The organism is Streptomyces sp. 2131.1 (assembly GCF_900105515.1).
Taxonomy (GTDB): Bacteria; Actinomycetota; Actinomycetes; order Streptomycetales; family Streptomycetaceae; genus Streptomyces; species Streptomyces drozdowiczii.
In genome coordinates this window covers 5,924,112-5,937,624 of record NZ_FNSY01000001.1, presented here as the reverse complement: position 1 = coordinate 5,937,624, position 13,513 = coordinate 5,924,112, and the positions used below count along the sequence as shown (strand labels likewise).

Genomic DNA, 13,513 nt, shown 5'->3' with positions numbered 1-13,513 from the left:
GCGGCGGGCCCGCCCGGTCAGCGCACCCGACCGGGGATCTCACCAGGTGGGAGGGCTGGCCAGGGAGCGGGCGAGTATGTCGTCCAGGACCCGGGCGGTGGTCTCCACGTCGTACGTCGAGTTGTCGATGATCGGCAGCCCGGAGCCGTACCAGCCGGCCATCCGGCCGTGGATGCGGGCCACCTCCTCGTCGGAGAGGCGGCGGTTGCCGCTGCGCTCGGCGTTCCGCTCCAGGACGACCTCCAGGCCGGGCAGCAGCACGACCGGCAGCAGCCCGGGGCCGACGTGGCGCTTCCAGCCGCCGAGACCGACGACGGGCCGGTCCGGGAAGACGGCGTCGTCGAGAATGCAGGAGATCCCGTTGGCCAGGAAGTTGCGGGCGGCGAATCCGCAGGTGCGGCGGGCCAGGCGGTACTGGGCCTCCGACTGGTCGTTCCACCCGGCCTGCGGGTCCGCGAAGCCGGAGCAGACCCATTCGCGGACGTCGTCGAGGCTGACGTGGGCGGTGGGCACCCGGCGGCGGGCCGCCCAGAGCCGGGCCACTGTGGTCTTGCCGGCGCCCGCCGGGCCGATCAGGAGCACCGCGAGCGTCGCATTGCCCGTGCCGGGTTCGGCGGGCGGGGCGGGCAGGGGTACGGGCCTGCCCGGCGGGAGCTGGATGTGCCCGGTGGTCTCGCGGGAGACGGGGGGCGGGGCCTGCTGCGGCGCCGGTCCGTTCCACCCCTGGCCCTGCGGCGCGGGCGGGCCCGCGGGCGGCGGTACGGGGTGCCCGGCGGGCGGGCCGGCCGGGGGCTGGGGCGGCGGGCCGGGGTGCTGGGCCTGGTGCGGCCAGCCGACGGGACCGTTTCCGGGACCCTGGGGCGGAGGCAGCGGGGCCCCCACTGCGTGCTGCATCCGGTGCAACTCCGTCTCGTACAGGCAACTGGCGCTGGTGCAACGGCAACCGTACCTTCCCCGGCCGCCACACGGACAACGGCCGGGGAGGGTCTGAGGTGCCCGGTACCCCTGGACAGCCCTGTTCAGTCGGTGAGTTCGTCCGCCAGGGCGCGCAGCGCGAGCCGGTAGGAGCCGATGCCGAATCCGGCCACGGTCCCGGTGGCGACCGGGGCGATCACCGAGGTGTGGCGGAATTCCTCCCGCGCGTACGGGTTCGAGATGTGCACCTCGATCAGCGGCGCGGTGCGCTGGGCGGCCGCGTCCCGCATGCCGTACGAGTAGTGCGTGAAGGCACCCGGGTTGATGACGACCGGGATCGAGCCGTCGGCGGCCTCGTGGAGCCAGCGGATCAGCTCGCCCTCGTCGTTGGTCTCGCGCACGTCGGCGTCGAAGCCGAGCTCCTTGCCGAGCGTGCGGCAGGCCTCGACCAGTCCGGCGTACGAGGTGGAGCCGTAGACGTCGGGCTCGCGGGAGCCGAGCCGGCCGAGGTTGGGGCCGTTGAGCACCAGGACCCGGCGCGTCACGCGGAGACCTCCCCGTAGGCGGCGAGCAGCACGGCCGGGTCGGGGCCCTCCAGGACGGTGGGCTTGCCGAGGCCGTCCAGGACGATGAAGCGCAGCAGGTCGCCGCGGGACTTCTTGTCGACCTTCATGTTCTCCAGCAGCTTGGGCCACTGGTCACCGCGGTAGGTGAGCGGCAGCCCGACGGACTCCAGGATCGCGCGGTGCCGGTCGGCGGTGGCATCGTCCAGGCGGCCGGCCAGGCGGCCGAGTTCGGCGGCGAAGACCATGCCGACCGAGACGGCGGCGCCGTGGCGCCACTTGTAGCGCTCGTTCTTCTCGATCGCGTGGCCCAGGGTGTGGCCGTAGTTGAGGATCTCGCGGAGTCCGGACTCCTTGAGGTCGCTGGAGACCACGTCGGCCTTGACCCGGATGGAGCGCTCGATCAGTTCGGCGGTGTGCGGTCCGGCGGGCGTACGGGCGGCCTGCGGGTCCTCTTCGATCAGGTCGAGGATCGTCGGGTCCGCGATGAAGCCCGCCTTGATGATCTCCGCCATGCCGGAGACGTAGTCGTGGACCGGGAGCGATTCCAGGGCGGCCAGGTCGCACAGGACGCCGGCCGGCGGGTGGAAGGCGCCGACGAGGTTCTTGCCCTCGGCCGTGTTGATGCCGGTCTTGCCGCCGACGGCCGCGTCGACCATGCCGAGCACGGTCGTCGGTACGGCGATCCAGCGCACCCCGCGCAGCCAGGACGCGGCGACGAAGCCCGCGACGTCGGTGGTGGCGCCGCCGCCGACGCCGACGATGACGTCGGTGCGGGTGAAGCCGGTCTGGCCGAGCGCCTTCCAGCAGTAGGCGGCGACCTCGACGGTCTTGGCCTCCTCGGCGTTGGGCAGCTGGATCGCGATGGCCTCGTAGCCGTGTTCGGCGAGGTCCTGGCGGACCGCCTCGCCGGTCTCGGCGAGCGCCTCGGGGTGGAGGACCGCGACGCGCTTGGCCCGCTCACCGATGAGCCCGGGCAGCTCGCCGAGGAGCTGCCTGCCGATCAGTACCTCGTACGGGTCGGTGCCCGCGCTGCCTGCGATGCGGACGCGGGTGGGTGCCTGCTGGGTCATGGTGTGTTCTCCCGGCCGGACGGGGCCCCGTCCGGCAGCTCCAGTGCGTCGAGGACCGCCTGGGCGACCTCTTCGGGTGTGCGCTCGTCGGTGGCGACGACCGTGCGGGCGACCTCGGTGTAGAGGTGCCGGCGGGCCTCCATCAGCTCGCGCCACTGCCGGCGTGGGTTGACCGCGAGCAGCGGGCGGGCGGTGTTGAGCCCGACCCGCTTGACCGCCTCGTCGACGTCCATCGAGAGGTAGACGACCGGCCGGTCGGCGAGCAGCGCGCGGGTCGACTCGTCGAGGACGGCCCCGCCGCCGAGCGAGAGGACGCCGGTGTGCTCGGCGACGGCGGCGCGGACGGCGTCCCGCTCCAGCGCGCGGAAGTGGTCCTCGCCCTCGTCGTAGAAGATCTCCGCGATGGGCTTGCCGGCCGTCGCCACCACGTCCGCGTCGGTGTCCCGGTAGCCGGTGCCCAGCCGGCCGGCGAGCAGCTCGCCGACCGTGGACTTGCCGACACCCATGGGTCCGACGAGGACGACCAGGGGACCGCTCATCGGATCTGGAGGTTGTCGAGGTACGACCGGACGTTGCGGCGGGTCTCGGTGACGCTGTCGCCGCCGAACTTCTCAGCGACGGCGTCGGCCAGGACCAGGGCGACCATCGCCTCGGCGACGATGCCGGCGGCCGGCACGGCGCAGACATCGGAGCGCTGGTGGTGGGCCTTGGCGGCCTCGCCGGTCACCACGTCGACGGTGGCCAGGGCGCGCGGCACGGTCGCGATCGGCTTCATGGCGGCGCGGACGCGCAGCAGCTCGCCGGTGGTGAGCCCGCCCTCGGTGCCGCCGGCCCGGCCGGAAGCGCGCTTGATGCCGTCCTCGGTGGCCAGGATCTCGTCGTGCGCCTTGGAGCCGGGCACCCGGGCGAGGTCGAAGCCGTCGCCGACCTCGACACCCTTGATGGCCTGGATGCCCATGAGCGCGCCGGCGAGGCGGGCGTCGAGCCGGCGGTCCCAGTGAACGTGCGAGCCGAGCCCGACGGGCACGCCGTACGCCAGCACCTCGACGACACCGCCGAGGGTGTCGCCGTCCTTGTGGGCCTGGTCGATCTCGGCGACCATCGCCTTGCTCGCGTCGGCGTCGAGGCAGCGCACCGGGTCGGCGTCGAGCCGCTCCACGTCGGCGGGGACGGGGTAGACCCCGTACGGCGCCTTGGCGGCGGCCAGCTCCACGACGTGGCTGACGATCTCGATGCCCGCGGTCTCCTTGAGGTAGGACCGGGCGACGGCACCGAGGGCCACGCGGGCGGCGGTCTCCCGGGCACTCGCGCGCTCCAGGACCGGCCGGGCCTCGTCGAAGCCGTACTTCTGCATGCCGGCGAGGTCGGCGTGGCCGGGCCGGGGCCGGGTCAGCGGGGCGTTACGGGCCTGCTCGGCCAGCACCTGGGGGTCGACCGGATCGGCCGACATGACCTGCTCCCACTTGGGCCACTCGGTGTTGCCCACCATCACGGCGACCGGGGAGCCCATGGTGAGGCCGTGCCGGACGCCGCCGAGGAAGGTGACCTCGTCCTGCTCGAACTTCATCCGCGCACCGCGGCCGTAACCGAGCCGCCGCCGGGCGAGCGCGTCCGCCACCATCTCCGTGGTGACCGGGACGCCGGCGGGAAGGCCCTCCAGCGTCGCCACCAGTGCGGGGCCGTGCGACTCCCCCGCGGTCAGCCAACGCAACCTGCTCAACGGTGCTCCTCATGCTCGCGCCTGAAAACCCAGCGGCGCGACCGGGTGCGCGGCCCTGGCCCGCCGCCCCCGATCCTCCCACGGACGCGCCCCTCGGCCCGCCGCCGGTCCAGCAGACGGACGACGCGGCGGGGCCGGGCGGGCATCAGCGGGCGGCCAGCGCCTCTTCCCCGGCCTTGCGCATGGCGGCGAGCGGCGCGGGCGAGCGGCCCGTCATCTGCTCGACCTGGAGGACGGCCTGGTGCACGAGGAGGTCGAGACCTCCGACGACTGCGCCGCCGCGTTCGGCCCAGGCGGACGCGAGCCGGGTCGGCCACGGCTCGTACAGCACGTCGAAGAGTGTGCCGGGCCGCTCCGGTACGGCCCCGGCCAGCGCGTCGGCCGCGCCTGCGGGGGTGGTCGCGATGACGAGGGGCGCGGTCAGCGCCCGGTCGGCCTCGGCCCAGTCGGCGATCCGGATGTCGACGCCGAGCCGTTCGCCCCAGCCGCGCATCTCGTCGGCGCGGGCCGCGCTGCGGACGTACGCGGTGACGGGTCCGGCACAGATCCCGGACAGCGCGGCCAGCGCGGAGGAGGCGGTCGCCCCGGCCCCGAGGATGGCGGCGGACTCCACCTTCTCGACGCCGCGTTCGCGCAGGGCGGCGACCATGCCGGGGATGTCGGTGTTGTCGCCGGTGCGGCGGCCGTCCTCGCCGAAGACCACTGTGTTCACGGCCTCGACGGAGGCGGCGGTGTCGCTGATGCCGTCCAGCAGCGGGATGACCGCGCGCTTGAGCGGCATGGTGAGCGAGAGCCCCGCCCAGCTCCCGTCCAGCCCTTCGATGAACCCGGGCAGCGCCTGCTCATCGACTTCGAAGCGGTCGTACGACCAGTCGCCGAGGCCGAGTTCGGCGTACGCGGCCCGGTGCAGGACCGGGGAGAGCGAGTGGGCGATGGGCGAGCCGAGGACGGCGGCGCGGTGCTGATCGCTCACTGCTTCGCCTGTTCTTCCTTGTACTTCTCCCGGTTCCGCTCGTGCTCCTCGTTGGTCACGGCGAAGACCGTCTTGTCCTCGGTCACCGAGACGAAGTAGTTCCAGGGCCCGGGAGTGGGCTTGATCGCCGACTGGAGCGCCGCGTCACCCGGATTGTTGATGGGTCCGGGGGGCAGGCCGTGGATGTAGTACGTGTTGTACGGGTGCTTGAACTCCCGCAGGTCCGAGACGGCTCCGGTGTCCAGGGTGCTCTGTTTCTTCGCGTAGTTGACAGTCGAGTCGAAGTCCAGGAGCCCCCAGGTCTGGGGGTTGTCGCGCTTCATCCGGTTGTAGACGACCCGCGCGACCTTGTCGAAGTCGTGCTTGTACTTGCCCTCGGCCTGGACGAGGCTGGCGACGGTGATCAGCTGCCAGGGGCTGTCGAGCTTCAGCTTCTTGGCGTTGGCCTCGACGTCGCTCTTCTTGTACTCCTCGTCGGCGCGGGAAACCATCGACTTGAGGACGGCCTCCGGCTTCATGCCCTTGGTGACCGGGTACGCGGCCGGGTAGAGGAAGCCCTCCAGGGGGTCCAGGACACCCTTGTGGTTCTGTGCCCAGCCCGGCAGGCCGAGGCTGCCCGACTCCTTCTTGGCCACCTTGGCGGTCGTTCCCTTGGCGACGTCCAGTTTCTTGTCGATGGAGGCGTACACCAGCCGGTTCGGCGTGCCCTCCGGGATGATCAGAAGATTCTGGCTCTTCGGGTCGACCATCATCTTCACGGCCTCGGACGCCGACATCTGCGAATGCAGGAGGTACACCCCCGCCTGGATGCCCTTGCCCTTCGGGTTCTCGCTCTGCGCCGAGACGAAGGCGTCGACGCTCTTCACGACGCCCGCCTTCTTGAGGATGTTGCCGATGTCGTACCCGTACGCGCCCTTCGGGATCTCCACCTCGACCGAGCCCGAGCCGCTGCCCGAGTAGTCGGGGGCGGGACCGAACTTGTCCTGGTAGAACGAGTAGCCGAAGTAGCCCGCTCCGCCGACGCCGACGATCAGGACGAGGGAGACGCCCAGGCACGCGCAGCCGCTGCGGCCCTTCTTCTTCTTGCCCTTGCCCCGGCGCTCGCCGCCCCCGCCGCTGTCGCGGTCGTCCTCGTCGTCGTCGTAGTCGTCGTCCCGGGGCGCCTTGCGGCCGTCCTTCTCGTCCACGCCCGTGAAGAAGGGGTGGGTCTCCTCCGGCGGCTCCTCCGGCTCCCAGTCCGGAGTCTGCTCCGGTGCCTGGGACGGTGCGGCCTCGCGGCGGCCCGGGGGCTGCGGGGGCGGGTATGCCTCAGGGGTGCCGTAGTAGTCGTTCGTCTCGCCGTAGCCGTACGTGGCGACGGGCTGGCCCTCGTACGGCGGCATCGCCTGCTGGCCCGTGTCCCAGCCGGTGTCGTAGCCGGGCTGGGGCTGCTGCGGCTGCCCGCCGTACGGGTCCTGCGGCTGCTGCTGCCCGTACGCCTGCTGCTGGTACTGCTGCTGGGCATACGGGTCCTGCTGCTGGGAGTACGGGTCCTGCTGCGCGTAGGGGTCGTGCGGCTGCTGCTGGTACGGGTCGTACTGGCCCTGCGGGTACTGCGGCTGGGCGCCGTACTGGTTCGTGCCGTCGCCGTACTGGTTCTGGCTGTCGTACTGGGCCTGGCCGTGGGCAGCCTGCTGGCCGCCCCATCCCTGGTCCCCGTACAAGGGGTCCTCGGGATGCCACGGTTCGGAGCCGGGGCCCCGGCCATACTCAGTCATCGATCCCCTTGAGCCGCGAGACGCTGTTCCGCCTCTTTGCTGTGCGGTGTTTGTTCGAACACCGCCGCATCGCGCGGAACGTTACCGTATTGCGATCAGACCACCACTTCGACGCCTTCGCCCGGCGGACGACCCGAAGAGCGCTCCGACTCCAGAGCGTTCTGCAGGATCACCACAGCGGCAGCCTGGTCGATGACGGAACGGCCCTTTTTGGACTTCACGCCCGAGGCGCGCAGCCCCTGACTGGCCGTCACTGTGGTCATCCTCTCGTCCACCAACCGCACCGGAATGGGTGCGACCGCTCGGGCGAGCACATCGGCGAAGGCGCGGACCTTGGCGGCCGCGGGGCCCTCGCCGCCGCCCAGGGAGCGCGGCAGACCGACGACGACCTCGATCGGCTCGTACTCCGCGACGATCTGGCCGAGCCGCCGGTGGGCGGCCGGGACATCGCGTCCCGGCACGGTCTCCACCGGCGTCGCGAGGATCCCGTCGGGGTCGCACGAGGCGACCCCGATCCGGGCGTCACCGACGTCGATCGCCAGCCGGCGACCGCGGCGCATCTGCGGCATGTCCGTGGTCACGCCGTCTCGGTGACGAGGCGTTCGACGGCGGCGACGGCGTCACCGATCGCGTCGGGGTTCTGGCCGCCGCCCTGGGCGACGTCCGGCTTGCCGCCGCCACCGCCGCCGAGGGTCTTCGCGGCGGTACGGACGAGGTCGCCGGCCTTGAGGCCGCGCTCGCGGGCCGCCTCGTTGGTCGCGATGACGGTCAGCGGACGCCCGTTGGCCGTCGTGAAAAGCGCGACGACGGCCGGGCGGCCGCCCTGGATGCGGCCGCGCACGTCGAGGACGAGCTTGCGCAGGTCGTCGGCCGACGTGCCGTCCGGGACCTGGCCGGTGACCAGGGCGACGCCACGGACGTCCTTCGCGGAGTCCACGAGACCGGCGGCGGCCGCGAGGACCTTCTCCGCGCGGAACTTCTCGATCTCCTTCTCGGCGTCCTTCAGCTTGCCAAGCATGCCCGCGATCTTCTCCGGGAGCTCCTCGGAGCGGCCCTTGACCAGCTCCTGGAGCTGGGCGACGACCGTGTGCTCCTTGGCCAGGAAATTGTACGCGTCGACGCCGACCAGGGCCTCGATGCGGCGCACGCCGGAACCGATGGAGGACTCACCGAGCAGCTTGACCAGCCCGAGCTGGGCGGTGTTGTGGACGTGCGTACCGCCGCACAGCTCCTTGGAGAAGTCGCCGATGGTGACGACGCGGACCCGCTCGCCGTACTTCTCGCCGAACTCCGCGATGGCGCCCTGCTTCTTCGCCTCGTCGATCGACATGACCTCGGCCTGCACGTCGAGCTCGCGGGCCAGGACCTCGTTGATCTTCTGCTCGACGTCGGTCAGGACCGTGCCGGGGACGGCGGCGGGCGAACCGAAGTCGAAGCGGAAGCGGCCCGGGGAGTTCTCCGACCCGGCCTGCGCGGCCGTCGGGCCGAGCGCGTCGCGCAGCGCCTGGTGCGTGAGGTGCGTGGCGCTGTGGGCGCGGGCGATGGCGCGGCGGCGGGTGGAGTCGATGCTCGCGTACGCGGACGCGCCGACCGTCACCTCGCCCACCTGGACGGAGCCCTTGTGCACGGAGACGCCCGGAACCGGCTGCTGGACGTCGCGCACCACGATGACGGCGCCGCTGTCGAGCCGGATGCGGCCCTGGTCCGCGAGCTGGCCGCCGCCCTCGGCGTAGAACGGGGTGCGGTCGAGGACGACCTCGACCTCGTCGCCCTCGGTGGCGGCGGGCGAGGGGACGCCGTCGACGAGGAGGCCGACGATCGTCGACTCGCCCTCGGTCATGGTGTAGCCGGTGAACTCGGTGACGCCGGAGTTGTCGGCGACCTCGCGGTACGCGGACAGGTCGGCGTGGCCGGTCTTCTTGGCCTTGGCGTCGGCCTTGGCCTTGTCCCGCTGCTCCTGCATCAGGCGGCGGAAGCCCGCCTCGTCCACGGAGAGCCCCTGCTCGGCGGCCATCTCCAGGGTCAGGTCGATCGGGAAGCCCCAGGTGTCGTGGAGCAGGAACGCCTTGTCGCCGGCGATGACCGTGCCGCCGGAGGCCTTGGTCTCGGTGACCGCGGTCTCCAGGATGTTGGTGCCGCCCTTGAGGGCCTTCAGGAACGCGGCTTCCTCGGCGAGCGCGACGGTCTCGATGCGCTTGCGGTCGGTGATCAGCTCCGGGTACTGCTGTCCCATCGTGTTGATCACGACGTCGACCAGCTCGTTGACGACGGAGCCGGTCGCGCCCATCAGGCGCATGTTGCGGATGGCGCGGCGCATGATGCGGCGCAGCACGTAGCCGCGACCCTCGTTGCCGGGGGTGACGCCGTCACCGATGAGCATGACGGAGGTGCGGATGTGGTCGGCGACCACGCGCAGCGAGACGTCGGTGGCGTCGGCCGCGCCGTAGCGCACACCGGTCAGCTCGGTGGCGCGGTCCATGACGACGCGGAGCGTGTCGGTCTCGTACATGTTCTGCACGCCCTGCAGGATCATCGCGAGGCGTTCGAGGCCGAGACCGGTGTCGATGTTCTTGGAGGGCAGGTCGCCGAGGATCGGGAAGTCGTCCTTGCCGTCGCCGGCACCGCGCTCGTACTGCATGAAGACCAGGTTCCAGATCTCCACGTACCGCTCGTCGTTGACGGCCGGGCCGCCCTCGACGCCGAACTCGGGGCCGCGGTCGTAGTTGATCTCGGAGCAGGGTCCGCACGGGCCGGGGACGCCCATGGACCAGAAGTTGTCCTTCTTGCCCAGGCGCTGGATGCGCTCGGCCGGGACGCCGATCCTGTCGCGCCAGATGGCCTCGGCCTCGTCGTCGTCCAGGTAGACGGTGATCCACAGGCGCTCGGGGTCGAGCCCGAAGCCGCCGTCCGCCACGGAGCTGGTCAGCAGCTCCCAGGCGTACTCGATGGCGCCTTCCTTGAAGTAGTCCCCGAACGAGAAGTTGCCGCACATCTGGAAGAACGTGCCGTGCCGGGTGGTCTTGCCGACCTCCTCGATGTCCGGCGTACGCACGCACTTCTGCACGCTGGTGACGCGCGGGGCGGGCGGCTTGACCTCACCGAGGAAGTAGGGCTTGAAGGGCACCATGCCGGCGGGGACCAGCAGCAGAGTCGGGTCGTCCGCGATGAGCGACGCCGAAGGGACAACGGTGTGACCGCGCTCCTCGTAGAAGCTCAGCCAGCGGCGACGAATTTCTGCCGACTCCATCAGTGGTCCTCATTCCGGTTGTACGAGTGGTAGGGGAGCTTGCGGTACGTGGCGGGGGGCCGGTGCGTCTCCGGCTCGGCCGCCTCGACGGCGAGGTGGCGCCGCACGGGGAGCTCGGGGGCGTCCGGGGCCTCCAGGCCCAGCGCCTCGCCGAGTTCGGCCTCGCGCCTGACCATGCCCTCGCGGACGTCCAGCGCGAAGTCCTTGAGCTTGTGACCGGCGACGATCGCCTTGTCCGCGGCCTGCGCCGCGAGGCTCTCGGGGGTCAGTTGCTTGATCTTCCGGTTGACCTTGGTGGTGGCCCACACCCCGGCGGCTGCGCCGGCGGTGAACCAGAACGTACGGCGGAACATCGCTGCGTCAGTCCTTAGATCCGCGGGAATTTCGGCCGTTGCGCTTCCTGCCGCGCGCCGACGGCACGGTCCGGCCGACGATCACCGCGCGCCTGGAGCGCGTCTCCGGTTCGGGGGCGGAGCGGCGGCCGATGGCCTGCCGTACGCCGTAGCCGAACGCCGCGACCTTGACCAGGGGGCCGCCGAAGGTGGAGGCGACGGTGGTGGAGAGCGCCGAGGCGTTGGAGGTGACTTCCTGTACGTCCGTCGCGATGGCGTCGACCTTGTCGAGCTGGGTCTGCGCGGAGCGTACGGTCGCGGAGGCGTCCGCGAGCAGGGGGACGGCCTGTTCGGTCACGTCCGCCACGAGTCTGGTGGTCGCCCTGAGCGTCTGGGCGAGCCTCACCAGCACGACGGCGAGGAACGAAACCAGGATCGCCCAGAAGACCGCCACCAGGATCCCGGCCACCTCACCACCGGACACAGTGCACCGCGCTCTCTGGCTTGTCGTCTGTCTCTGTCTTGTTCGCTTGCTCTGCGGCGAGGGCCCGCGTGGTGGCCGGTCACCTTCCCCCGAGCCTATCGCGCCGGGGCTCACACCCCGCACCGCCCGACCGGCCGGGCGACGGGCTCCGGGAGACGAGATTGTACGGAGTGCTTTCAAGCCAGTACTCTGCGTGTTTCATGCGACGCCCTCAGCGCCCCTACTCGCCCGACGACGACCCCGGTACCCCGGACGCCGCCCGCGACACCGGCCCGCTCCCGCACCCGGGCAATCTGCCCGCCGAGCTGAACGACTTCGTGGGCCGCGAGAACGAACTGGCCGCCCTGGCGCGGTCGCTGGAGGACTCCAGGCTCGTCACGGTCACCGGGGTGGGCGGCGTCGGCAAGACCCGGCTGGTCACCAGGGCCGCGGCGCTGCTGGAGAAACGGTACTGCGACGGGGTGTGGCTGGTGGAGCTGTCCACCGTCCACGACGCCGGGCTGCTGGAGCACGCCGTGGCCGACGCCCTGGGCCTCAACGACCACACCGCCAGGCCGCCCCGCGCCGCCCTCGTCGAGCACTGCGCCGACCGCGACCTCCTGCTGGTCCTCGACGGCTTCGAACACCTGGTGGACGACTGCGCCGCCCTGGTACGGGAGCTGCTGCGGCGCGCCCCGCGGCTGCGGGTGCTCGCGGCAGGCCGGCTGCCGCTGGAACTGGACGGCGAGGCCGTCCACCCGCTCGCCACCATGACGGACGAGGACGCCCTCCGGCTGTTCGCCGAACGGGCCGCCGGGGTGCGCCCGGACTTCCGGCTGACCGACCGCAGCCGCGGCCCGGCCCAGGAGCTGTGCCGCCGGCTGGACGGCATCCCGCTGGCCCTGGAACTGGCGGCCGGACGGCTCCGGGCCCTGTCCACCGAGCAGGTGCTGCAACGCCTCGACGACCGCTTCCGGCTGCTGACCGGCGGTGCCCGGGGCGCCCTGGACCGGCACCAGACGCTGCGCACGGCCATCGGCTGGAGCCATGAGCTGTGCGCCCCGCCGCAGCGGCTGTTGTGGGCCCGGCTCTCGGTCTTCGCCGGGCAGTTCGACCTGGAGGCCGTCGAGTACATCTGCAGCGGCCCCGACCTGCCCGCCGACTCGGTGCTCGACGTGCTCTCCGGGCTGCTGGCGCAGTCCGTGGTGCTGCGCGAGGACTCCCCCGTGGGCACCCGCTACCGGATGCTGGACACGGTCCGCGAGTACGGCGCCGAGTGGCTGGCCGCCACCGGGGACACCGACCGGCTGCGCCGCCGGCACCGGGACTGGTTCCTGGGGCTCGCGACCTGGTGCGAGCTGGACTGGTTCAGCCCCCGGCAGGCGGAGGTCGCGGCCCGGGTGGAGAGCGAGCTGCCGAACCTGCGCCGGGCCATGGAGTGTTCGCTGGAGACCCCGCAGGAGGCGCACCTCGCCCAGTACCTGGCGGCCACGCTCTGGTTCCTGTGGGTCGGCTGCGGGCGGCTGTCCGAGGGCCGGCACTGGCTGGACCACGTCCTGGAGGAGGAGACCCCGTACGACGCCTCGCGGCTCAAGGCCCTCTGGGTGCTCGGCTACGTCGCGGTCCTCCAGGGCGACCCGGTGGGCGCGATCTCCGCCCTGACGGAGTGCCGGGAGGAGGCGGAGGCCGCGGGCGACGCCACCGCGGCCGCGTACGCCGTGCACCGCACCGGCTGCCTGGCTCTGGTCACCGACGACATGGAACGCGCCCGGGACCTGCTGGACGACGCGCTCGGCCGCTACCGTGAGCTGGGCGAGCTGAACAGCAACGTGCTGATGGCCCAGGTCGAGCTGGCCATGTCCACCGGCTTCCTGGGCGACCCGGAGCAGGCCGCCGCGATCTGCGAGGAGGTCCGGGACATCTGCGAGGACCACGGCGAGCGGTGGGCCCTGAGCTACGCGCTGTACGTCCTGGCCTACGCGGCCCTCCACCGCGGGCGCCCGGAGCGGGCCCGGGAGCTGCTGGAGGAGTCGCTGTCCATCAGCCACGCGTTCCACGACCTGCTCGGCACCGTCCTCGCCCTGGAACTGCTGGCCCTCGTCACGGTGACCGAGGGCGACGCGGCCGAGGCGGCGCTGCTCCAGGGGGCTGCCGACCGGATCTGGCCATCGGTGGGGCTGCCACTGTTCGGCTCGGCGCACTACGGGGCTCCGAGGGCCCGCTGCGAGGAGCTGGCCCGGCGCGAGCTGGGCGGGACGCGGTACGCGGCGGCCCTGGGCGCGGGCGGGGAGCTGGGGCCCGACGCGGCGGTCGCCCGGGCGCTCCTGGCGCGGCCCGGCGGGCGCGAGCCGGAGGAGGGCGGGGGCGGGGAGCCGGCCGGGGCCGCGGTGCCCCCGCCCGGCAGAACGCGAAAGCCCGCCGCCTCCCCGGGGACCGGGAAGGGGCGGGCCTGAGCTCCTGTGAAGAGCGG

12 protein-coding genes are annotated in these 13,513 nt (G+C 72.3%); 1 reads left to right on the top strand and 11 read right to left on the bottom strand.

Annotated features, from left to right (window positions below; genetic code table 11):
- Positions 1-39 precede the first annotated feature (39 nt).
- The 11 genes from BLW14_RS26820 to BLW14_RS26770 all read right to left on the bottom strand — a co-directional run bounded on the left by BLW14_RS26820 (position 40) and on the right by BLW14_RS26770 (position 11,049).
- Entirely contained in the window at positions 40-894 is an 855-nt protein-coding gene (locus BLW14_RS26820) for a Pro-rich N-terminal domain-containing protein (RefSeq protein WP_093709718.1), read from the bottom strand.
- A 125-nt stretch (positions 895-1,019) separates the two neighbouring features.
- Positions 1,020-1,460, bottom strand: coding sequence for a type II 3-dehydroquinate dehydratase (aroQ, locus tag BLW14_RS26815; protein WP_018524238.1), 441 nt, complete (start codon positions 1,458-1,460; stop codon positions 1,020-1,022).
- Positions 1,457-2,551 (bottom strand): 3-dehydroquinate synthase, encoded by a 1,095-nt coding sequence (aroB, locus tag BLW14_RS26810; RefSeq protein WP_093709717.1) that lies wholly within the window; start codon positions 2,549-2,551, stop codon positions 1,457-1,459. The genes aroQ and aroB overlap by 4 nt, the downstream gene beginning before the upstream one ends.
- Complete coding sequence (locus BLW14_RS26805; RefSeq protein ID WP_093709716.1) at positions 2,548-3,090, bottom strand: shikimate kinase; 543 nt, start codon at positions 3,088-3,090, stop codon at positions 2,548-2,550. The genes aroB and BLW14_RS26805 overlap by 4 nt, the downstream gene beginning before the upstream one ends.
- Positions 3,087-4,271 carry a chorismate synthase gene (aroC, locus tag BLW14_RS26800; protein ID WP_093709715.1) on the bottom strand — a complete coding sequence of 395 codons (1,185 nt, stop codon included), beginning with the start codon at positions 4,269-4,271 and terminating at the stop codon, positions 3,087-3,089. The genes BLW14_RS26805 and aroC overlap by 4 nt, the downstream gene beginning before the upstream one ends.
- A 145-nt stretch (positions 4,272-4,416) precedes the next feature.
- Positions 4,417-5,244, bottom strand: a complete 828-nt coding sequence (locus BLW14_RS26795) for a shikimate dehydrogenase (protein ID WP_093709714.1) — start codon at positions 5,242-5,244, stop codon at positions 4,417-4,419.
- The gene (mltG, locus tag BLW14_RS26790) at positions 5,241-7,001 is read right to left on the bottom strand and encodes an endolytic transglycosylase MltG (RefSeq protein ID WP_177154107.1); all 1,761 of its coding nucleotides are present in this window, start codon (positions 6,999-7,001) and stop codon (positions 5,241-5,243) included. Before mltG ends, BLW14_RS26795 begins: the two co-directional genes overlap by 4 nt.
- Positions 7,002-7,096: 95 nt before the next feature.
- On the bottom strand, positions 7,097-7,570 hold the full coding sequence (ruvX, locus tag BLW14_RS26785; protein WP_177154244.1) for a Holliday junction resolvase RuvX: 474 nt from the start codon (positions 7,568-7,570) through the stop codon (positions 7,097-7,099).
- An 8-nt stretch (positions 7,571-7,578) separates the two neighbouring features.
- Positions 7,579-10,248, bottom strand: a complete 2,670-nt coding sequence (gene alaS / locus BLW14_RS26780) for an alanine--tRNA ligase (RefSeq protein ID WP_093709711.1) — start codon at positions 10,246-10,248, stop codon at positions 7,579-7,581.
- The gene (locus tag BLW14_RS26775) at positions 10,248-10,601 is read right to left on the bottom strand and encodes a DUF6167 family protein (RefSeq protein WP_093709710.1); all 354 of its coding nucleotides are present in this window, start codon (positions 10,599-10,601) and stop codon (positions 10,248-10,250) included. Before BLW14_RS26775 ends, alaS begins: the two co-directional genes overlap by 1 nt.
- Before the next feature lie 7 nt (positions 10,602-10,608).
- On the bottom strand, positions 10,609-11,049 hold the full coding sequence (locus BLW14_RS26770; protein ID WP_093709709.1) for a DUF948 domain-containing protein: 441 nt from the start codon (positions 11,047-11,049) through the stop codon (positions 10,609-10,611).
- A 215-nt stretch (positions 11,050-11,264) separates the two neighbouring features.
- Between BLW14_RS26770 and BLW14_RS26765 the strand changes: the two genes are divergently transcribed.
- A complete protein-coding gene (locus BLW14_RS26765; RefSeq protein ID WP_093709708.1) occupies positions 11,265-13,496 on the top strand; it encodes an ATP-binding protein in 2,232 nt (743 codons plus the stop codon).
- Positions 13,497-13,513 lie beyond the last annotated feature (17 nt).